The 21,261-nt window shown below is 60.2% G+C and carries 20 protein-coding genes and 1 tRNA gene; 9 read left to right on the top strand and 12 right to left on the bottom strand.

Annotated features, from left to right (window positions below):
* Window positions 1-380 precede the first annotated feature (380 nt).
* Window positions 381-1,277 carry a transglutaminase domain-containing protein gene (locus RCAS_RS15290; RefSeq protein ID WP_012121449.1) on the top strand — a complete coding sequence of 299 codons (897 nt, stop codon included), beginning with the start codon at window positions 381-383 and terminating at the stop codon, window positions 1,275-1,277.
* A gap of 196 nt (window positions 1,278-1,473) precedes the next feature.
* Here the strand turns inward: RCAS_RS15290 and RCAS_RS15295 are convergent, their stop codons facing one another.
* Both RCAS_RS15295 and malQ read right to left on the bottom strand, forming a co-directional pair.
* Window positions 1,474-4,206 (bottom strand): phosphoenolpyruvate carboxylase, encoded by a 2,733-nt coding sequence (locus tag RCAS_RS15295; RefSeq protein ID WP_012121450.1) that lies wholly within the window; start codon window positions 4,204-4,206, stop codon window positions 1,474-1,476.
* A gap of 34 nt (window positions 4,207-4,240) precedes the next feature.
* Window positions 4,241-5,752 carry a 4-alpha-glucanotransferase gene (gene malQ, locus RCAS_RS15300; RefSeq protein ID WP_041330892.1) on the bottom strand — a complete coding sequence of 504 codons (1,512 nt, stop codon included), beginning with the start codon at window positions 5,750-5,752 and terminating at the stop codon, window positions 4,241-4,243.
* Window positions 5,753-5,933: 181 nt separating this feature from the next.
* Between malQ and RCAS_RS15305 the strand changes: the two genes are divergently transcribed.
* The 5 genes from RCAS_RS15305 (at window position 5,934) to RCAS_RS15325 (ending at window position 11,232) form a co-directional block, all read left to right on the top strand.
* Entirely contained in the window at window positions 5,934-7,658 is a 1,725-nt protein-coding gene (locus RCAS_RS15305; RefSeq protein ID WP_012121452.1) for a COG1361 family protein, read from the top strand.
* Entirely contained in the window at window positions 7,655-8,158 is a 504-nt protein-coding gene (locus RCAS_RS15310) for a DUF11 domain-containing protein (protein ID WP_012121453.1), read from the top strand. The genes RCAS_RS15305 and RCAS_RS15310 overlap by 4 nt, the downstream gene beginning before the upstream one ends.
* Before the next feature lie 264 nt (window positions 8,159-8,422).
* The gene (locus tag RCAS_RS15315; protein ID WP_012121454.1) at window positions 8,423-9,655 is read left to right on the top strand and encodes a cysteine desulfurase-like protein; all 1,233 of its coding nucleotides are present in this window, start codon (window positions 8,423-8,425) and stop codon (window positions 9,653-9,655) included.
* A 90-nt stretch (window positions 9,656-9,745) separates the two neighbouring features.
* Window positions 9,746-9,822 (top strand) — tRNA-Pro (locus tag RCAS_RS15320).
* A 363-nt stretch (window positions 9,823-10,185) separates the two neighbouring features.
* A complete protein-coding gene (locus RCAS_RS15325; RefSeq protein ID WP_012121455.1) occupies window positions 10,186-11,232 on the top strand; it encodes a sigma-70 family RNA polymerase sigma factor in 1,047 nt (348 codons plus the stop codon).
* Between the two features lie 204 nt (window positions 11,233-11,436).
* Here the strand turns inward: RCAS_RS15325 and RCAS_RS15330 are convergent, their stop codons facing one another.
* Together RCAS_RS15330 and RCAS_RS25265 are read right to left on the bottom strand one after the other, a co-directional pair.
* Window positions 11,437-11,634, bottom strand: coding sequence for a hypothetical protein (locus RCAS_RS15330; protein ID WP_041330898.1), 198 nt, complete (start codon window positions 11,632-11,634; stop codon window positions 11,437-11,439).
* Window positions 11,635-11,708: 74 nt separating this feature from the next.
* Window positions 11,709-11,852 carry a hypothetical protein gene (locus RCAS_RS25265; protein ID WP_157042664.1) on the bottom strand — a complete coding sequence of 48 codons (144 nt, stop codon included), beginning with the start codon at window positions 11,850-11,852 and terminating at the stop codon, window positions 11,709-11,711.
* 262 nt (window positions 11,853-12,114) lie between these two features.
* Between RCAS_RS25265 and RCAS_RS15335 the strand changes: the two genes are divergently transcribed.
* Window positions 12,115-13,767, top strand: coding sequence for an O-antigen ligase family protein (locus RCAS_RS15335; RefSeq protein ID WP_232280032.1), 1,653 nt, complete (start codon window positions 12,115-12,117; stop codon window positions 13,765-13,767).
* 20 nt (window positions 13,768-13,787) lie between these two features.
* Here the strand turns inward: RCAS_RS15335 and RCAS_RS15340 are convergent, their stop codons facing one another.
* The 3 genes from RCAS_RS15340 to uvrC form a co-directional block, all read right to left on the bottom strand.
* The gene (locus RCAS_RS15340) at window positions 13,788-14,228 is read right to left on the bottom strand and encodes a PIN domain-containing protein (protein WP_041330900.1); all 441 of its coding nucleotides are present in this window, start codon (window positions 14,226-14,228) and stop codon (window positions 13,788-13,790) included.
* Window positions 14,215-14,427, bottom strand: coding sequence for a hypothetical protein (locus RCAS_RS15345; protein ID WP_012121458.1), 213 nt, complete (start codon window positions 14,425-14,427; stop codon window positions 14,215-14,217). Before RCAS_RS15345 ends, RCAS_RS15340 begins: the two co-directional genes overlap by 14 nt.
* A gap of 89 nt (window positions 14,428-14,516) precedes the next feature.
* Window positions 14,517-16,514 (bottom strand): excinuclease ABC subunit UvrC, encoded by a 1,998-nt coding sequence (uvrC, locus tag RCAS_RS15350; protein WP_012121459.1) that lies wholly within the window; start codon window positions 16,512-16,514, stop codon window positions 14,517-14,519.
* Window positions 16,515-16,625: 111 nt separating this feature from the next.
* On the opposite strand from uvrC, the gene ilvD reads away from it, so the two are divergent.
* Entirely contained in the window at window positions 16,626-18,305 is a 1,680-nt protein-coding gene (ilvD, locus tag RCAS_RS15355) for a dihydroxy-acid dehydratase (RefSeq protein WP_012121460.1), read from the top strand.
* 140 nt (window positions 18,306-18,445) lie between these two features.
* On the opposite strand, the gene rpiA is transcribed toward ilvD, so the two are convergent.
* The 4 genes from rpiA to RCAS_RS25270 are packed head-to-tail and all read right to left on the bottom strand — an operon-like array spanning window position 18,446 to window position 20,355.
* Window positions 18,446-19,150 (bottom strand): ribose-5-phosphate isomerase RpiA, encoded by a 705-nt coding sequence (gene rpiA, locus RCAS_RS15360; protein WP_012121461.1) that lies wholly within the window; start codon window positions 19,148-19,150, stop codon window positions 18,446-18,448.
* 13 nt (window positions 19,151-19,163) lie between these two features.
* Window positions 19,164-19,538 carry a cupredoxin domain-containing protein gene (locus tag RCAS_RS15365; RefSeq protein ID WP_012121462.1) on the bottom strand — a complete coding sequence of 125 codons (375 nt, stop codon included), beginning with the start codon at window positions 19,536-19,538 and terminating at the stop codon, window positions 19,164-19,166.
* Between the two features lie 3 nt (window positions 19,539-19,541).
* The gene (locus RCAS_RS15370; RefSeq protein WP_012121463.1) at window positions 19,542-20,135 is read right to left on the bottom strand and encodes an SCO family protein; all 594 of its coding nucleotides are present in this window, start codon (window positions 20,133-20,135) and stop codon (window positions 19,542-19,544) included.
* A 10-nt stretch (window positions 20,136-20,145) separates the two neighbouring features.
* Complete coding sequence (locus RCAS_RS25270) at window positions 20,146-20,355, bottom strand: hypothetical protein (RefSeq protein ID WP_157042665.1); 210 nt, start codon at window positions 20,353-20,355, stop codon at window positions 20,146-20,148.
* Between the two features lie 49 nt (window positions 20,356-20,404).
* Here RCAS_RS25270 and RCAS_RS15375 point away from each other — a divergent pair, with 49 nt between their 5' ends.
* Complete coding sequence (locus RCAS_RS15375) at window positions 20,405-20,779, top strand: 2Fe-2S iron-sulfur cluster-binding protein (protein ID WP_012121464.1); 375 nt, start codon at window positions 20,405-20,407, stop codon at window positions 20,777-20,779.
* 120 nt (window positions 20,780-20,899) lie between these two features.
* Here RCAS_RS15375 and RCAS_RS26255 read toward each other — a convergent pair whose 3' ends face one another.
* Complete coding sequence (locus RCAS_RS26255) at window positions 20,900-21,025, bottom strand: hypothetical protein (RefSeq protein ID WP_269632211.1); 126 nt, start codon at window positions 21,023-21,025, stop codon at window positions 20,900-20,902.
* Window positions 21,026-21,261: the final 236 nt, after the last annotated feature.

A 21,261-nucleotide genomic window follows, 5' to 3' on the forward strand; every position in this document is an offset into this window, starting at 1 on the left:
CCTTGCCCGTTCCCGCTCGAAATGGGCGCAAGGACTCCGCTGCGCTGCGGGTGATGGACCAGGCGCTCACGGGCAACTCCCCGCCCCCGCAGGGGCAGGCACAACGATCTCCCCCCGCAGGGAAGTCACGGGAGGGGCGACATCCGGCGGAGCAACGCAGTTCTGCCCCACCTGCGCCCACTCTCGTCGGCGAGGAGCGCGCCTTCTCACGTGTCATGCGCTATGCCTTGGGGTCTCTACAACCGAATCCAGGCGCATCAACACTTGCGCCTTCTCTCCCTTGGTAGAGGATAGACAACGAAACGTCCCCCGCCGTTGCGCAGTGCGTCATAGAGCGGTATAGTAGAAAAGGAACTGTGATCGCTCACAGGGAGACGACCATGACATACCACACTCGTTCTGCTCCTGCTGCAACAACCTATGCTCAGGCTGGTCCATTGACCGACCTGTCGGCATATCGCACACAACTCGCTCCTCTTCCAGAAACCATCGCCGATCTCTGCCGCGTGGTTCAGGGAGTGCTGATGCATACCTTCTGGCAGGGTCGGGATACTCGACCATTGACCGAGGAGCACAGGCAAGCCCTCTACGCGCGATCAGCCGCCGTAAAACTGGCTGCCATCCTTCACCTCGACGATCGACCGCTCACGATTGCGCGTTCACCGGATCGACGTCTGCCTGCAACATCGCGCGACCACAGTCTGCTCCTGGTGGCGCTGCTTCGCCACCAACGTGTTCCGGCGCGGTCACGTTGCGGCTTTGTCACCTATATTGCGCCGCAGCACTATGAAGAACACTGGCTGGTTGAGTACTGGGACGACACTGAGGGTCGCTGGATTCTGGTCGATCCGCAGATGGATGCCGATCAACGCGCGGCATTGAATGTCACCTTCGATCCGCTCGATATTCCACGGACTCGCTTCCTGAGCAGCGGTGCGGCCTGGCAGCACTGTCGGTCGGGCACACTCGACCCCTCGCTCTTTGGTCACCTCGAAGACCGGGGTATGCATGCGATCCGCTGCACCCTGATCCGCGATCTGGCAGCGCTTAATCGTGTCGAAATGCAGCCATGGGATCGCTGGGGGCTGATGCTGCCGCCGGACGAAATGCTGAACGATGCGGACATGACACTGCTCGACACCGTGGCGCATGCGACCGTCGGCGCCGTAGCGACACCTTCTGCCGATGCCGTCGAGGCGCTCTATGCCTCGGACTCCCGTCTTCGCCCGCCGTACCCGTGGCTGGTTACGCCGGGTATTATACCAATGACGATTTAAGACGCCGCATGCTTGTCATTCCGAGCGCAGCGACTTGTCATTCCGAGCGCAGCGACTTGTCATTCCGAGCGCAGCGACTTGTCATTCCGAGCGCAGCGACTTGTCATTCCGAGCGCAGCGAGGAATCTAAGCGGGTCGCGCAAGACCCCTCGCGCTGCTCGGGGTGACCATGCCGGATGTTTACAAGCAATTGGTATTACCCTGTGGCGCGCAAACCAGCCGCAATCGCATTGATCAGCAGCAGAAGCAGGCGCAGCTGCGCTTCGCCTGCTTCTGGATCGAGGTTGCGCACCGCTCGCCAGGAGCGTAGACTCGTGATCTGTTCGCGATGGAGGGAATACAATCCCGCTCGCCGCAATTCGAGCTGGCGGGCGATATAGGGACGTTTTTCCTCGAGAGATCCGCCATAGACCCTTTCGAGCATCGCGCGGGTGCGCGCAAATTCTTCCAGAATGGTATCGAGAATGACGGTTCGGGTGACGGGATCATGCACCAACTCCGCATAGGCGCGCATGATGTGCTCATCCGCATTCATCACGCTCGTTGCCGCATTTCCCAGGAGATAGTGCAGTGGCGCCCATTCGCGCATTTCGGCACAGAGGGTATCGAACAGCGCCGGTTCCTCCGCCTGCACCATTGCCAGCCCGCTGCCGATGCCATACCAGCCCGACAGGTAAAAGCGCGCCTGGTTCCAACTGAACACCCACGGAATGGCGCGCAGGTCGGTGAGAGACTGCGCGCCGGTGCGCCGCGCCGGACGCGAGCCGATCCGACTCGCCTCGATAGCGTCAATTGGCGTCGCTTCCCGAAAGAACGGAAGAAAACGCTCATGCTCCACCAGCGCGCGATATGCTCGCTGACTGTGCCGGGCAAGCAGGTCGAGCGCCATCGTTAGATGCTGTGGTCGGGGCGTGTACGGTCGGAGCGTGGACCCCGTGACGCCCGCCAGCAAGAGTTCGAAGTTATAGACAGCACTGATGCGATTGGCGTATTTCTGAGAAATTGTCTCTCCCTGTTCAGTCATGCGGAGGTCGCCTGCCAGCGCTTCAACCGGCAATGCCCTGATGAAGCGTCCGGTCGGTCCAGCGCCGCGACTCATTGTTCCCCCGCGACCGTGGAAGAAGCGAATGCGCACTCCTGCCATCCGTCCTTCGGCGGCAAGCGCCTGCTGCGCCTTCTGCAATGCCCACAGGCTTGCGCCGATGCCGCCATCCTTGTTGCTGTCGCTATACCCAATCATCACCTGCTGCACCCGTTCGGGCGCTCCTCGCGTCTGCCGTTGCCACTCCAGACTGCGCTGTACGATCGGATGCGCCAGGTAGTCGCGCAGAACCAGCGGACTCCGTTCCAGATCGTCGATCGTCTCGAAGAGTGGCACAATCGGCAAAGGACAGACCGGACCTTCCGGCGTGCTGACGAGCAATCCCGTTTCACGGGCGAAAAGGAAGACAACCAGGAGATCGGACAGGTTGCGTGTCATACTGACGATCAGCGCACCCAATCCATCGGCGCCATAGGAGTGGATGTGTTCGACCAGCACCCGATAACAACTCAGTACAGCCTCGGCTTCTGGTCCGACGGGCATGCCCATTCGAGTAAAGGGACGCGGCGACTCCAGTTCCGCTTCGATCAGCGCCATGCGGCGGGCTTCGTCCCAGGAGGGGTAATCGCTCCCGTCGATGCCGGCCGCCGTGAGAAGTTGCGCCAGCGCCCGATCGTGAAATGCGCTGTTCTGTCGAATATCGAGCACCGCGAGGTGAAAGCCAAAGACACGGACGCTGCGAATGAGCGGGCGCACGTCGGATCGGGCCAACCGCGTCGCACCCACTGCCACAAGCGACTCGTCAAGCAGGCGCAGGTCGGCAATGAGTTCGGCAGCGCGCGTGTAATGTCCAGGCGCGGGCACGCCAGCGGTTTCCGGCAACCGCGCCAGCATCAGGTTGACCATCTGGCGCCACGGTTCGTGCGGATTGCGATCCAGCGCCTGCTGCCCTGCATCTCCCAACAGATCAGCATAATGGTGCAACGCGCTTGTCAGGAAATCAGGCGGGGTTTGCAGCAGATTAGACAAACTCAGACGCCGCACCAGCGTTGTTAATTGATCACGCAGCAGTTCGAGCGCATGCGAGCGCAATTCCATCAACGCCATGCGGGTGACATCGGCGGTCACCAACGGATGCCCATCCCGGTCGCCGCCGACCCATGTCCCAAAGGTAATCAACGGCAGCGAGTCGGGATCATCCAGCAACGCCGGATCATTGCCAATCGCCTCCCATATCTGACGTAACCGTTGATCGTGGTATGCCAGCGCTTCGGGGAACACATTGCGAAGGTAGTGAATGACGTTGCGCAGCTCGGAGGAAACATCGGGTCGCTTGAGAAAGATGTCGCCGGTTCGCCAGAGCCGCTCCAGAATCGCGCGCACATCCTCAGCAATGCCCTGCCGCTCCAGCGGCGTCCACATCTGGTTTTCGGCTTTGACCAGTTGCAGGTAAAGCTCACGGTAGTGCGCCAGCACTGTCGCGCGTTTGGCTTCGGTGGGATGCGCCGTCAACACGAGTTCGACCTGTATGCGCGGCAACGCAGCGGCAATCTGCGCTGCACTCAACCCTGCATCGCGCAACTGAACCAGGATCTGTCCCCAGAGACCACGCAGTGCAGCCGGTCCATCAATGGTCTCCGCAGAGCGGCGCGTTTGCGCTTCAGCATTCTCTTCAACCAAGTTGAGCAACTGAAACGCAATGGCATATGCCTGTGGCGCACGCTCAGGCAACCGCACCGGACACGACGGATTCCCCGTCCAGGGCAGCAGCGCATGAATATCGGCGGCGCCGGCGGCATCAAGCGCCTCGTAGAACCGATCAAGCAGCCAGCGCAGATCACGCTCGATGCGTGCCTGCGCCGGTATGTCGCCCAAACCGATGCTCATCTTCGCACTCTCTCACAACAGGATCATCGCCCACTCAGGGCAATCGCTGATAAATCTCCGTCAGATCGCGCAGGCGTCTGGCACGATGCCGATCAAGCGCTCCCGATGGCACACGCCAGGTCCAGTTATGCGACCCAAGCGTGCCGGGCAGGTTCATCCGCGCCTCGCTCCCCAGACCGAGCAGGTCCTGCACCGTTGTCATGGCTGTGTCGGCGACCGACATCCAGGCGGTGCGGATGAATGCCCAGACGATATCGTCGGCGCTGCCGCAGAGATAGCGCAGCGCATCACGTCGTTCGGCGTCGGTCGAACTGTTGGTGAACCATCCGGCAAGGGTGTCGTTGTCGTGGGTTCCAGTATACACGACACAGGCGCGCGGGTAGTTGTGCGGAAAGAAGCGGTCCCCTTCGCGGCGGTTGAAGGCAAATTGAAGAATGCGCATTCCCGGAAAGCCAAACTGTGCCATGAGCGCATCGAGACCGGCGCGCGACTCAGGCGTAAAATCGCCAAGGTCTTCGGCGATGATCGCCACCTCGCCGAGCGCTGCGGTGACCGCCATGAACAGATCGGCGCGCGGACCATCGACCCAGCGACCGTTGATCGCAGTCGTTTCACCTGCCGGAATTTCCCAGTAGTTGTAGAAACCGCGAAAGTGGTCGATACGCACGACATCGACAAGCGTAAACGAAGCGCGAAAGCGGTCGATCCACCAGCGATACCCATCGGCAGCCATGACATCCCACCGATAGAGCGGATGCCCCCAGAGTTGCCCTGTCTCACTGAAATAATCAGGTGGTACGCCAGAAACGACGGTTGGGCGCAGGTTTGCATCGAGGCAGAACAGATGTGGATTCGCCCAGACATCGGCGCTGTCGAGCGCGACGAAGATCGGCACATCGCCAATAATGCGGATGCCGCGACGATTGGCGTAGTGTCGCAATTCCTGCCACTGTGTGAAGAACAGCCACTGGAAATATTTGTGCGCTTCGACCACATCGGCAAGTTCAGCACGCGCCAGCGCCAGCGCGTCCGGGTCGCGCGCTGCAAGCGCCAGAGGCCACTCCGTCCAGGCGCGCATGCCATGCGCCTGTTTCAGCGCCATAAACAGCGCCGCCTCGTCGAGCCAGGCTGCCTGCTCATCACAAAACTGCTCGAACCGCGCGCGGTTGGTGGATGGCGTCGCCTGAAAGCGCGCAAAGGCGCGATTGAGCAGCGCGAATTTCCAACCAATCACAGCGCCAAAATCGACCCGATCATCAGAGAACGCCGGACGATCGACCAGATCGGCAGACGTCAGATGACCATCGGCGATCAGGCGGTCCGGGTTGATCATCAGCGGATTACCGGCGAACGCCGAAATTCCCTGGTAGGGCGAGTCGGCGTATCCGGTCGGACTGAGCGGCAGGACCTGCCAGTACGTCTGCCCGGCAGCGGCGAGAAAATCGACAAAGCGATACGCCCCATCGCCAAGGTCGCCGATGCCGTATGGTCCAGGAAGTGATGTCGGATGCAGGATCACCCCGCTGCGGCGTGGAAAAGGTCTCATAGACGACTCGTTAACTAAACGGCCGTTTCGACTCAATATCGCAATCGTTCCCGTCTTGATAGACATCACAGGTCTGGATTACAGTAAATTGACCGTCTCTCACCTGACATGTCAGGGTGATCTGCGGACACGTCGCCACGACCCTTATCGCAGACAATGCCTGAAAAGGAAAAAGGAATCTATGCTTCGACACTTCCGCTCTTGCTTACCCGGATTATACACCGGCATCGCGCGATTGCATCAGCACACCATGCTTGCCACAAGTCTCGTGTGTATTGCCTTGATTCTGACGATTGCAGGCGCAACATCAGTGCGCGCTGTGTACACCAGCCCGACCGGCGGACCGGTGACGATGTCTCCTTCACCAGGGGCAGGCGCTGCGACGCCATACCCCTCGACGATCGACGTCAGCGGGTTGAGCGGTTCGATTGTGAGCGTCGTGGTGCGACTGAATGGCTTGTCGCACGCCTTTCCCGACGATCTTGACATTGTTCTGGTCGGTCCGTCCGGTCAGGCGGTCATGCTTATGTCCGATGTCGGCGGCGCGACCCCGATAACCAACGTAAATCTTGTCTTTAGCGCAAGCGCGACAGCCAACCTTCCCGATGCCGGTCCAATCACCAGCGGAACCTATCGACCGACGAACATCGGTGGAAACGACACGATGCCTTCCCACCCGAATCTGCCTGCAGGACCGTATGGAACGGCGCTGTCGGTGTACAATCTGGCAAATCCCAACGGCATCTGGCACCTGTACGTTGCCGAAGATGACAGCGGTTCGAGTGGTTCGCTGACGTCCTGGCAACTCGAGATTGTGACGATCGACCTTCAGGCAACGCTTACTTCTGTTCCATCCTCGGTGAACGCCGGTGATCCGCTGAACTACAACATCACAGTAACCAATGCAGGCACCGATCCGGTGGCAAATGTCACCCTGACCAGCGCCATTCCTGCCAACACCGCCTTCAGTCTGGTGACGCCGCCTGCCGGCTGGACCTGCCCTCCGCCGGCGGCTGGTGCGTCGACGTTCAGTTGCACGGCTGCTTCCGTTGCAGTTGGCAGCGCAACCTTCACTGTGCAATTGAATGTCGATCCGGCAACTGCGCCGGGCACGACATTGCCGCTCTCTACAACCATTTCATCCGCCACACCCGAAGCCAATACGGAGAATAACACGTCATCCGCTACGGTTACTGTCACCACTTCAGCGAATCTGGAGGTTGTGACGCTGACGGCGCCCGCCAGCGTCAATGCCGGTGAGAACGTTGAGTCCGTCACAACGGTGCGCAACAATGGTCCCAGTTTTGCCGCCAATGCCAGCGTATCACTGCCGCTCGACACAGATACGACGTTTGTGGCGCTGACATCGCCCGACGGCTGGAACTGCACTACTCCCAACGTCGGCAAGACCGGCACAGTGACATGCACCATCGCAACCTTTACCGTAACCAGTGTGGAATTCCGCCTGACGGTGCGGGTGAAACCCGACGTCGCTCCGGGTGCGACGGTTGACAGCACAGCAACCATTGCATCAGAGACCACCGATCCGAATACCGCCAATAATACCAGACAGGCGACCACGAACATTACCACTCTCGCCGATCTGGCGCTGACCGTCTCGGATGAGCCTGATCCGGTCAGCGCCGGCGCCCAACTAAGCTACACGATTGTCGCCACGAACAACGGGCCGAGCAACGCCAGCTCGTCACGACGACGACCTCTATTCCCACCAATACCACCTTCGTCTCGCTTGCCGCACCGGATGGATGGAACTGCACGACGCCAGGCGTCGGCGACATCGGTGCAATCACGTGCACCAGGCCCGGTTTCGGCCTTGGTAATGCAACTTTTACCCTGCGCGTCCGGGTCAAGCAGGGCACACCCGTCAGCACGACCCTGTCGTTGAACGCGAACATTGCCAGTGCAACGTCCGATCCAAACACGACCAACAATCCCGCCAGCAGCACGACGACGGTCACGGTGAATGCCGATCTGAGCGTGCGCATCAGCGCCGACAAACCGATCATTCGCCCTGGAGAGACCCTGACCTACACGGTCGAAGCCAACAACAGCGGACCCGAATTTGCCAATGATGTCACGCTCACCATGGCAGTGCCGGACGGTACGGCTTTTGTGTCGCTCACCAGACCGCCAGGATGGGACTGCACCACGCCGGCGGTCGGTGCAACCGGACCGATCACCTGCACCACTGCTGCGCTCGACGTGGCAACCGATACGTTTGTCCTCACGGTCACAGCCAATGCTGCGTCAGAGGATACAACGATCACGAACACCACCACTATCGCTTCACCTGTCACCGACGGGGATCCGGGCAACAACACGGCGACGGTATCGACCGCGCTCTGGACGAAACTGCGCGTCTATCTTCCATTGATATCCCGATGAGGAGGCGTATATCGGAATAACACGATGCTGCCGTTCTTGCGAGGAGCATAAGCGCCTATCCGGAACAGATAGTTAGGCGGGCAAGGCAATACCTTCGCCGCCCCGCTGCACGTCACGCGGCGATGTTTCGGATAGCGTCTCAGTTGCAGATAGGCGCAGTGGTTCCAGGCGCATGATGACTGGACCGGAGGCCGCCTGAGCGATGCTCAGGCGGCTTCTCTATGCTACTATAGACCGCATTCGGCAGCCTGAAAGGAGAATGGCATGAGCGCCCTCGATCTGACCTGGATTCGTGCTCAGTTTCCTGCCTTGATGCAGGAAATGAACGGTCGTCCCGTCGTGTTTTTCGACGGTCCTGGAGGAACGCAGGTTCCCCGGCGGGTGATTGACGCAATGGCGGAGTATCTGACTCTGTATAACTCGAATACGCATGGCGCTTTTGCGACCAGCCAGCGTACCGATGCAACGGTTGACGCCGCGCGTGTTGCCATGGCTGATTTTCTGGGATGCGACGCTGATGAGGTGGTCTTTGGTCCGAACATGACCACGCTGACCTTTGCGATCAGCCGGGCATTCGGGCGCGATATCCGCCCCGGCGACGAGATTGTGGTCACCCGCCTGGATCACGATGCGAACGTGGCGCCCTGGCAGGCGCTCGAAGAACGTGGTGCGATCATTCGCATGGTCGATATCGATGTGGAAGATTGCACGCTCGACATGGCGGACATGGCGCGCGCGATCAATTCCCGCACGAAGCTGGTTGCAGTCGGATATGCATCGAATGCGGTTGGCACAATCAACGATGTGGCCACCATCACGCGGATGGCACACGACGTCGGTGCGCTGGTGTACATCGATGCCGTCCACTACGCCCCCCATGGTCCTATCGATGTGCGCGCGCTCGACTGTGATTTTCTGGCATGCTCACCCTACAAGTTTTTCGCACCGCATATGGGAGCGCTTTACGGCAAGCGCGAGCATCTGGAACGTCTGCGTCCGTACAAAGTGCGTCCCGCTTCTGATGCGGTTCCCGACCGCTGGGAGACCGGCACGAAAAACCACGAAGGGCTGGCGGGGGTCACGGCGGCAATCGACTATCTGGCGGAACTGGGTCGGCGGGTGAAACCGACGACGACGCGGCGCGCGGCGCTTGTGCAGGCGATGGAGGCTATTCAGGCATATGAGCGCACTCTCTCACACCATCTGATCGCCGGTCTGCTCGCCATACCAGGATTGACATTCTACGGCATCAGCGATCCGGCGCGCTTTGCATGGCGCACACCAACCGTCGCGGTGCGTCTGGAGGGGAGCACTCCGCGCGAACTTGCCAGGCGCCTGGGCGATCAGGGTATTTTCTGCTGGGACGGCAACTACTATGCGATCAATCTGACAGAGCGCCTCGGCGTCGAAGCAGACGGCGGCATGCTACGGATTGGACTGGTGCACTACAATACCGCAGAGGAGATCGATCGGTTGCTGGAGGTGATGAGGGGTTAGGGGTTAGACACTGATTCTCGGTTCTCAGTTCTCGGTTCTTGGTTGATTTGACAAACCCGGTCGTCCCGCGTATGATTCATATGGTCATCGCGGGGCGTGGCGCAGCCTGGTAGCGCACAGCGTTTGGGACGCTGGGGTCGTGGGTTCGAATCCCTCCGCCCCGACCATATCTGTCTGACACAATCCTCGTGCAAGCCCGCCAAAAGCGGGTTGTATCAGTTTAACCCAAAACTGCATCCAACCGCCGTTCACTATCGTATAATAGAACGAATGGGAGTTGGCGCCTCAGAGTGCCGGGGCTTTGGGTGTATGCTCTTTCTCTTTTTGATTATTGACAAGGCAAGCGCCCTGAGTGTATGATTATGTCGGGTTCTTGTCATCAAGAGCCTGGTGGGTTCGTCGCCCCCTTACATGAGCATAAGCGCTCGACCAGGCTCGTTGGGCGCGCCTGATATAGGATATGAAGAGGGCGCGGCTCCTCCCGGCATACTGGAGGGGCCGCGCTATGTCTCTCTAGATGGAGTTGCGCCATGAGCCGAATGATGCAGCAGCATCCGTGGGATGAACTCGATGAGCGCCAGGAGATCGTCAATGAGGACGACACGGCGCCTGTGACAGATATTGAGGAGATGACAGCCGAGACACTGGAGGAAACGCTGGAGCCGGATTCGACGCTCGATTCGATCCAGCACTACTTGCAGGAGATTGGCCGCGTGCCGCTGTTGACAGCTGCGGAGGAGATCGAACTCGCCGAGCGCATGGAGCGCGGCGCTGCCGCTGAACGTCGCCTGGCATCGGGGGAAGATCTCAGCCCGCAGTTGCGTCAGGCGTTGCTCGCCGATGTGGCCGCTGCTCAGGAGGCGCGCCGCCATCTGATCCAGGCGAACCTGCGCCTGGTGGTGAGCATTGCCAAGAAGTATGTCGGGCGCGGACTCTCGTTGCTCGACCTCATCCAGGAAGGGAATATCGGACTGATGCGCGCCGTCGAGAAGTTCGACTACCACAAGGGGAATCGTTTCTCGACGTATGCGACCTGGTGGATCCGTCAGGCGGTGACCCGCGCAATTGCCGAGCAGGGTCGCACTATTCGCCTGCCGGTGCATATGAGCGAATCGGTCGGGCAGGTTAAGCGCACGGCGGATCGCCTGGCGCAGGCGCTCGAGCGGCAGCCCACTCCTGAGGAGATCGCCACTGCACTTGGGCAGCCGACCGAGCGGATTGAGCGCGTGCTCGAAGCGTCGCGCCGTCCGGTGTCGCTCGAGACGCCGGTTGGCGAGGACGGCGAGCATACCCTAGGCGATTTCTTGCAGGACAGTGAATTGCCCACACCGGTCGAAGCGGCGTCGCAGCAACTACTCCGGCGTGATCTGGCGGCTGCGCTTGATCGCCTGAATGAGCGCGAACGCCGGATCATTGATCTTCGCTATGGGCTGGTGGACGGGCAGCGCCGCACACTCGAGGAGGTTGGGCGGGTGCTCGGAATGACCCGCGAACGCGCGCGGCAGATCGAGGCGGAAGCGCTGCGGCGCCTGCGCGCGCCCGACGTTGGGTTGCACCTGCGCGATTACCTTGAGTAGGACGCTGGTTGTTGCGCCCCCTCTTCCGAGGGGGCTTCTTTTTGTCGCCGGGCGCGGCAACGCCGTGCCCCTCCGATTACCCGCCGGACGCGCCACCGCCTCTCGGGGTGCGGCAACGCCGCGCCCGTACTTGAACGTTTCCGTGTTCCAACCCTGTTTTTCTGCCCAGAATGCCCTTTGCGCCATCACGAACAGGACGATAATTTATGACCGCGAGTTGAGTGGATAGTGTTCGAGTGGGAGCAGATCGAAGAGGCGCAGGTAGTTCGACCACTCGAACGAGACGGGCAACCATTCGCGCGTCACCAGCGGGGGCGCGCCGAAAGAATGGAGCGACGTATCATCCAGAACACCGGCGCAGCAAAGATGCTCGCAACGCCAGGCGCAGCCAGATGGAACCATACGTGTTGCCAGATAGATCGCTCAGACCGCATCATCGTACCCCTCCTCGCCAGGCACTCGCCAGATCAGTGCAATTAACACGCCAACGCCAGCGCAGACAACGCGGTGCGCGGCTTGACCAGCCACGCTGCCGCAGGTAAGCCAAAAGCGTCAACCATCAGATTGAGCGGACCATAGACCGGATTGGGAATCCAGAGCCAGATCAGTGCGCATGCCATACCCGCCACGGTCGTAGGCGGTAAATCCCAGAACGAATGACAAACCCGCCGGAACAACCACCAGGAGCGCGATGCCAACAATGAACGGCAGAAGCAACATGAAGAGCGAACATCGATAGTGCGTCTGATAGTGCATAATGTTTGAGGTCTCCCGCAGTGCAGGACAGATATGATACTTTTCTCATCTTGAGTGGCGCTTTTGTCATCCTCACGTCCGACGGAGGACATAGGATAGAGGTCGTGATGTATATCTATCGGAGCAATGATGAAACGAACGTGGGGCAGTGTTCCTTTCCTGAGACCGTTGATATTGTTCGTCATTGGCGGCGTGCTGGGAACGCTTGTCGCCTATGATCCTGTCGTAAGTCTGGCGTGGCTGGCGCCCATGATCGCAGGAGCGGCATTGTACCTCAGTATGATGACCGTCCTGCGCCATCGATTGGCGATTATTGCTCTGGTTCTGGCGTTCTGGAGCATCGGTTACAGCGTCTTGCTGGCGACGCAGTATCGGTATCTGGGGTTCGATGAGAAACTGGGGCTCGCCATATGGCTTGGACGCCTGTTCAGTTCGCCTTTCCCGGATGTGACGCCGGCGTTCATCGATGCCAATGCTGCGGCATCGTTCCTGGCGCCGGCGATACCGCTTATCATCGGGCTGGCATGGACCGCGCGCGGCGTCTGTCGCGTAGCATGGGGCATTGCCGCCGGTAGTGTTGCCTTTGGCGTGTTGCTCACATCTTCACGCGGTGCGTTCGTTGCACTGGCGGCGGCAGGACTCTTCTGGCTTCTGGTGCGCGTGCAGGCGTCTGCACATCAATCTGGCGCCCATATGCCTCGCTTCGACCTGCGGAGCGCCATCGTTGCCGGCGCCGTCATAGCCGGGGTGGTCGCTGGCGGACTTCTGCTGGTCTGGCATCCGCTGACGCAGGACGCCCTCGCATCGGCGATGCTGCGCGCCGAGGATCGGCTGGCAGTCTATCGCAATAGCCTGTTTCTGGCGCTCGATTTTCCGTTCAGCGGCATTGGACCGGGGGCAGTGTTCGGGCAGATGTACTCGCGCTTTCAGTTGCTCATCATTCCCACCTACATCGGTTATGCGCACAATCTGTTCCTCGGCGTCTGGCTGGCGCAGGGCATCATCGGGCTGATCGGCTTTCTCTGGTTGCTCATCGCGTCGTTGCATCGCATTGCGCCGACGCTCCATACGCAATCTCCGCTGACACAGGGGGCGGCAATCGGGTGCGTTGCGCTGCTGTTTCATGGGTTGACCGACGCGCCGCAGTACGCTACATCCTGGGCGACCCTGATCCTGGCATTTGGACTCTTTGGCATGACTGCCGCTACCTGCCGTCCAACAGAGGCGCTATTGCTCGCTGTTGCGCCTGCAACAAAACGGCACAGCATTTGTTCGTGGGTCGTCGCTATTGCAGGAGTCATTGGGCTGACATTGAGCGCGCCCCATCTTGCGGCTGCGGGTGCGGGCAACATTGCCGCAGGGTTCCAGGCGCGCGCCATGCTCGCCGAAGGGTTGACGCAAGAGGAACGCGCCGCGTTGATGCACGAGTCGGTCGTCTGGGTCAATCATGGGCTGCGCATAGCGCCAGATTCGCCGCTGATCCAGAAGCGGCTAGGCATGCTGGCGCTCGATCTGGGGGATTATCCACGCGCGATCAGTGCCCTCGAGCGCGCACAACCATTGCTTGCCGATGATCAGGCGGTATGCAAGGCGCTTGGCATGGCGTATGTGTGGACCGGCGATCCCGACCATGGCGCCGAAATCCTGGCGCACCTCGACTATGCCGATGAGGTGCGCGAAGAACTGGGCATCTGGGTGTATGCCTGGCAGGAGCGGGGGCGCGACGATCTCGCCGCTTATGCGCAACGCGCCGCGCAGGCAATGGCGGCAATTCACTGAGATCTTGACCACGTTCACGATTACGATGAATCTCTCAGAGGGTTGACAATCGTGAGTTGGTTGGCAACCATCAACCCTTCCTGCATATCCTCGGGGTAAAGGATAGTCGCCCCTGCCGCGAGTGCGCTAGACAGGATCAAACTATCCCAGTACGAAACCCGGTACACAGTGCGGAGATCGGAAGCGTGCAAAAGAATAGCGCGGCTATGCTCAATAATCAGATATTTGCGATAGAACGAGCGTATCCGCTTGCGGATATCCGACTCAGCGGCTTGAAATTTGCGCAGCAGGTTGACGGCGACTTCATTGATGACTTGCGTACTCAAGACAATCTGTGACGTGCCACGAATGAGCACTCTGGCTCGATGCGCTTTCTGGATGTCCTGAATCTGACTGAAGGCATACAGCCAGATATTTGTGTCAATAAATACCAGAGAGGAGGACCCGCTACCGGCGCTCATAGATTTCATCTCGCTTCAACGGTGTGAACGAATCACTGTGATAGGGATGATCGAGGAGAAACTCGACCATATCCTCCTCATCCTCGTCCTCGTTGATGAGAATAATGATGCGCACACGACCCGTGACGAGATGACGATATTCCTCCGGCAGATCGATAGTGCCATGCTCGACGTGAGTTTGGAACTCAATGACGCTCATATGTCACCTTCTGCCTCAGACAATGCAACGATGCCCGCTTACAAACAAGTGTAGCACGATTCAGGCGCCAGGGCCAATTCGCCGCAACCCTACAACAGGCTCTTCAACTCCTCAGCCGCCTTGCGCGTCATGCCCGGTACGGCGGCGATTTCGTCAACGGTTGCGTTGCGAATGCCGTCGAGTGAGCCAAAGCGTTTGAGCAGCAACTGGCGCCGCTTCGGGCCGATGCCGGGGATCTCTTCCAGGCGCGACGCGGTCGCCGATTTGCTGCGCAGTTTGCGGTGATAATCTTTCGCAAAACGGTCGGCTTCTTCGTCAATCCGCCGGATAAGACGCAACGCGGCGCTCTCGCGCTCGAGAACGATGAGATCGCTCGCGCCGGGGATCAGCAGATCGAAGCGGTCACGGTTCGGACCCTTGACGACTCCAACGACCGGAATATGCTCGAAGCACAGGTCGCGCAGCACGTGTAATGCGCCATTCACCTGGCCAATGCCGCCGTCGATCAGGATGAGGTCGGGCAGTTCAGCCCAGGTCTCCTGGCGTTCGAGGTCGGACTGTGATCCCGGCGCATCGGTCTTCTCCCCATCTTCCTGCTCTGCGGCATCGGTCTGACCGTTGACAACGCGCTCGTCCGCCGGTTGTTCCTCTTCGCCGATGACCATGGCAGCACGCCGGAAACGCCGCCGCAGCACTTCCTGGATCGAAGCGACATCGTTCGCGCCCTCAACGGTTTTGATCCTGAATTTGCGGTAGCGGCTCTTCTTCGGTTCACCATGCTCAAAGACGACCATTGCCCCAACCGAATGGCTGCCCTGCGTGTTGGAAACATCGAAGCACTCGATGCGTGTCGGCAGTGCGCTCAAACCGAGCAGATCGCGCACTTCGGTCAACCCCGCCACGGCGCGTTGTTCGCTGTTGAGCCATTGCAGACGCAATTCATCGAGTTTCTGGCGAGCGTTCTGCTCGGCAAGTTCGACGAGGCGGCGCTTTTCACCACGTTGCGGTGTGTGCAGCGCAACTTTGCGCCCGGCTTTTTGCGCCAGCCATTGCTCGATGATTGCCAGGTCGTCGAGTGGCGCAGGCAGCAGCAGTGTCGCCGGAAGTTCGGCGGCAGCATCGTAGAACTGCGTCAGGAACGAAGCCAGCAGAGATTCATCACGTTCCCCTTCGGCATTTTGCAACGGGAACGACTCGGCGCTGATCAATTTTCCTGCGCGAATGCGGAGCACCTGAACAACTGCCATCCCCTCCTCGCGCGCCAGTCCAATGACATCCTGGTCGGCGTCATCGTGGCGTAACACCTGTTGCCGCTGACCGATCAGTTCAATGTCGCGGATGCTGTCGCGCAGTCGCGCGGCGCGCTCGAAGTCGAGCCGTTCCGCCGCTTCTTCCATTTGACGGCGCAATATTTTCGCCACCAGGTCGCTCTTGCCTTCGAGGAAGCGACAGACCGATTCAACCGTTGCGCGATAATCGTTCTGATTGACCAGACCCGGCACGCACGGACCCAGGCACCGCTTGATGTCGTAGTACAGGCACGGTTTGCCGAGCCGCCGATGGCGGTTGAACTTATCGTCAGGGCAACGCGACGGCGGGCGAAAGGCGAACAGCCGGTTGAGTTGGTCGAGCGTGCGATAGACGGCGCCGGCGCTGGAGTACGGTCCGAAGTAGCGCGCCCCCTCTTCCCAACGCGGGTTGCGCGTCGCAACAATGCGGGGCCACGGCTCGTGCAGCGTCACCTTGATGTACGGGTAGCTTTTGTCGTCCTTCAGTAAAACGTTGAAGCGCGGTCGGTGCTGCTTGATCAGGGTCATTTCGAGCAGCAACGCCTCAAGCTCGTTGGACGTCACGATCACCTGGAAATCGGCGATCTGCGCCACAAGCCGCGCCGTTTTGCCGTAAGGATCGTCGGTGCGGGCAAAGTAGGAACGCATACGATCACGCAGCCGTTTGCTCTTACCGATGTAAATAATTTTCCCCTGGGCGTTCTTCCAGAGGTACACCCCAGGCGCAAGCGGCACGGCGCGCAACCGTTCTTCAAGGGCGATTGGATCGGCAACCGTCGTATGCATGAGATCGGACATAGCGCTATTATAGCATCTCCGTCCGCGATGGATCGACCAAAAAAGTGGTACAATCGCAGATGCACTTCAAAAGTCTTGCAGGAGATCGCACTATCACGGAAGGACGGAGCCATGTCCAGCGACCTCAAACGCCACAGTCGCACGATTACCGATGGGCGCACCCGCGCGGGGGCGCGCGCGATGCTCAAGGCAATCGGCTTTACCGACGAGGACCTGGCAAAGCCGATCATTGGCATTGCCAACACCTGGATCGAGACGATGCCGTGCAACATCAACCTGCGCGCGCTGGCGGCGCGGGTCAAGGAGGGTGTGCGCGCAGCAGGCGGCACGCCGATGGAGTTCAACACCGTCGCCATTTCCGATGGCGTCACGATGGGCACGGAAGGAATGAAGGCATCATTGATCAGCCGCGACCTGATCGCCGATTCCATCGAACTGATGGGGCGCGGCTATATGTTCGACGCGATTATTGCGCTGGTGGCGTGCGATAAAACGATCCCCGGCGCGGCGATGGGGTTGACGCGCCTGAACGTCCCCGGCTTCCTGCTCTACGGCGGATCGATTGCTCCTGGTCACTGGCGCGGCAAAGAGATCACGATTCAGCACGTGTACGAGGCGATTGGTGCGGTTGCTGCCGGTAAAATGACCGATGAGGAATTGAAAGAGATCGAGGATGCGGCATGTCCCGGTCCTGGCGCGTGCGGCGGTCAGTACACCGCCAACACAATGGCGACGGTCATGGAGATTATCGGGTTGTCGCCCATTGGCACGGCAGCAGTGCCGGCCGCCGACCCACGCAAGGACTCGGTCGGTTATCGTGCCGGTCAGTTGATCATGGATGTGTTGCGGCGCGACCTGAAGCCGCGCGATATTCTGACGCGCGCTGCGTTCGAGAATGCGATTGCCAGCGTGGCATTGACCGGCGGTTCGACCAATGCGGTGCTCCACCTGCTGGCGTTGGCGCGGGAGGCCGGCGTGCCTCTGACGCTCGACGACTTCGACACAATCAGCCGCCGCACCCCGCTCTGCTGCGACCTCATGCCGAGCGGGAAGTACTCTGCCATTCACGTCGATCAGGCAGGCGGCATCCAGGTGATCGCCAAACGGCTCGTCGATGGCGGCTTTGCCCACGGCGACGCAATCACCGTCACCGGGCGCACACTGGCGGAAGAGGCAGCGGACGCCGTCGAAACACCCGGTCAGGATGTGATCCGTCCGCTCGACAATCCGATCAAACCGACCGGCGGGTTGCTGGTGCTGCGCGGCAACCTGGCGCCCGAAGGGTCGGTCGTCAAACTGTTCGGCTACGAACGCACCTACCACCGCGGTCCGGCGAGGGTCTTCGATAGCGAAGAGGCGGCAATGGCTGCGATTGTCGGCGGCGAAATCCGGCCGGATGACATTGTTGTTATCCGCTACGAAGGACCGCGCGGCGGTCCTGGCATGCGTGAGATGCTTGGCGTTACCTCGGCAATCGTCGGCGCCGGTCTTGGTCAGTCGGTGTCGCTCGTTACCGATGGGCGCTTCAGTGGTGCGACGCGCGGCGTGATGATCGGGCATGTGGCGCCGGAAGCGGCGCGTGGCGGCCCGCTTGCGATTGTTCAGGAAGGGGATGAGATCGAAATCAATCTGGATGAGCGGCGCGTCGATCTGGTGCTTTCGGAAGAAGAGATCGCAGATCGATTGCTCGCCTGGCAGCCACCAGCGCCGCGCTTCGAGTGGGGCGTAATGGCGCGCTACAGCGCGCTGGTGTCGTCGGCATCCGAGGGTGCAGTGCTGGTGACGCCGTAATAACTCAGATGGAACGCACCCGATGAGGCAGGTCTCAGACCCAGGGGAGGGCAGGTCTCAGACCTGCCCCAACCTTCCGTCGGGACCGGGCGCGGTTCCAGGGGAGGGCAGGTCTCAAACCCGCCCTGTATCAGCCCCCATCATCTTCTGGAAGCGTCGGGACACTCCAACTCCACGATCCCATCGGGACCCGCAATGACCGCCAGCGACGCCATGCCAAGGAACAGCCCATGCGCCACAACTCCCGGGATGGCGCAGATGGCTGCGGCAAGCGCTTCTGGATCGGCAATGACACCGAAGTGGCAGTCGAGGATCAGGTTGCCCTCATCGGTCACAAACGGCGCACCGGAGTGATCGCAGCGCAGCACCGGTTCCCCGCCAAGCGCCGCAAGGCGGCGTATACAGAGCGGCATGCCGAACGTCACCACTTCGACGGGGAGCGGTGATCGTTCTCCCAGACGTTCGACCCGCTTGCTGACGCTTGCCATGACAACGAACCGTGCCGCTGACGCCGCCACGATCTTTTCACGCAGCATCGCCCCACCCAGCCCCTTGATCAACCGCAGGTGCGGGTCGATTTCATCGGCGCCATCGAGCGCCAGATCGAGGGACGGATGCCGATCGAGCGTCGTCAGCGGAATGCCCAGTTCACGCGCCAGCACCGCAGTCTGCTCCGATGTCGGCACACCAACAACCCGTTGCAGACGCCCGTCAGCCAGGCGCGCGGCAAGTCCTCGCAGCATAAACGATGCTGTCGAGCCGGTGCCCAGACCAATTGCCATGCCGCTCTCAACATAGTCGAGCGCGCGTTCCGCGGCGCGCCGACGGTAGAGATGGTCGTCCACGTTGTCTCCTGAGTTATTCGCGCGATACCACGATGCGAAGACGTTGCGATTGGTGCAGAGTGCAGATCAATTCGTATGTTCCGGGATTGTAGTAGCGCTGCTCGAACTGTTGGCCCGGATCGATCTTGAACGGTCCAACCTGAATCGGCTGCACATCGTCATTGCGGATCACCAGCGTATCTTTGCCCCGAAGCGACAGTTCAATGGTTTGCGGCAAGATTTCGAGTTGTTCGCCTGCTGCAAGGCGCGCCACACTGCCCGGCGGCACGGTAAAGACAAGGTGGCGTTCTGCACTACGCTGCTGGTTCTCATACCAGATGCCCACACCTGCACCGCCGACTGCCACAAGCGCCAGGATCAGCAGCGCCACACGATGCACCGACCACATGACTCAGGCGCCTCCGCGTCGCACAAGGTATCGCAGATCGCTGACAATGTCATCGACCGGCATCCCATGGGTGAACAGCAGGCGCCAGCGCCCGGCGGCATCGATCACGTAGATGAACGTCGAGTGATCGATGGTGTATCCGAGCGCCGATCCGGGCAACTCGCGTCGCATGTAGGTGACGCCATAGTCCTTGACGGCCGGCGCAAGTTCTGTCTCGCTGCCGCGCACTCCAATGAACGTCGGGTCGAACGCCGTCACGTACCGCTTCAAGCGTTCCGGCGTGTCACGGTCTGGGTCGAGCGAGACAAAGACACCCTGCACCTTCTCCGCGTCGGCGCCCAATTTGCGGCGAGCAGCCGCCATGTCGGAAAGCGCAGCCGGGCACATGTCGGGGCAGTTGGTAAAGCCAAAGAACAGAATCACCACTTTGCCGCGATGATCGCTCAGATGAAATGGTTTCCCATCAAAATCGGTCAGGGTAAAATCGGGCGCCTCTTTCGGCGGATCGAGCGTTACGCCACGAAACTCATACCTGCCACATGCGCTGACAATGATGGCAAACGCGATCAACAGCGCCATTCGAAGACTACGCCGCATAATCGTCCTTTCAGAACGCTGAACCGTCAGCGTTGAACGTCATCTGTTGCAACCACGTCATAGTATACCACTCGTGGAAACGGTGCGGATGGCGTGTGATAGACACGCTGATGCGTTGACGTGATCGCCCGCAGGGTGGACGGGATACTTCGCTCCGCTCAGCACGACGGCAAGGGCAAAGCGTCTCTGCATCGACTTCTGCAACAAACTTGTGTATCATGATATGGTATCGTTCCCGCACACAGAAACCGACGGAGGACAAGGAACACATGCCAACACTGACAGTCGCCGGCAAAACAGCAGAATGGAGCGCAGACAAGCGGTTGGTGAACGCGATTGAGGACATGGGCATCCACATCGGGCATCGATGCGGCGGTCAGGCGCGCTGCACCACGTGCCGGGTTACGTTCATTTCAGGCGAACCAGACACTATGACTGCGGCTGAATATCAGAAACTCAGCGAGCGCGGGTTGCTCGGGCAATATCGCCTTTCCTGTCAGATTCTCTGCACCCACGATATGGAAGTCGAGCCGATCATGACTCTGGAGAACCAGGAAGGGTGGAGTGACACCGGTCCGCGCCCGGCGGATGTCGTCGAACCGGTGGCGGAGTGGTTGCCTAAATCGACGTTTGGGGTATCCTGATGTAGGTGAGGGTGAAGGGTGACGATCACATAGACGTGCGCTGCCAACAACTCAGGTTTGTGTGGAGGCGCCGTGATATGATCGTCACCAGTGGATCGCATTTTGGATTGATACAGAGACTCACTTCGCTTCGTCACTCGCCTTTTGCGCCCCGCTGAGCATTGCCTCCGCCAACGCCACGCTCTCTTCAGCCAGGACGAGCGCCTGGGCAGCGTCGTTTTCGTCAAGCAGTTCCCAGGACGTCATACCAATGACGATTGACGATGCCGCATGCTGGTCATTCCGAGCCCTTCGCTTCGCTCAGGGTAAACGCAGCGAGGAATCTGAGCGGGTCGCGCACGACCCCGCGCGCTGCTCGGGGTGACCATGCCGGATGGTCACAGGTCATTGGTATCAGTCCGCTGGTCTCATCGCCATAATCGGTTGGGACGTGGACATCGAACCCCAATTCCTCAGCGCATTCAGCCAGGCGCTGAACACGA

It is taken from the genome of Roseiflexus castenholzii DSM 13941 (assembly GCF_000017805.1).
In the GTDB taxonomy this organism is placed as follows: domain Bacteria; phylum Chloroflexota; class Chloroflexia; order Chloroflexales; family Roseiflexaceae; genus Roseiflexus; species Roseiflexus castenholzii.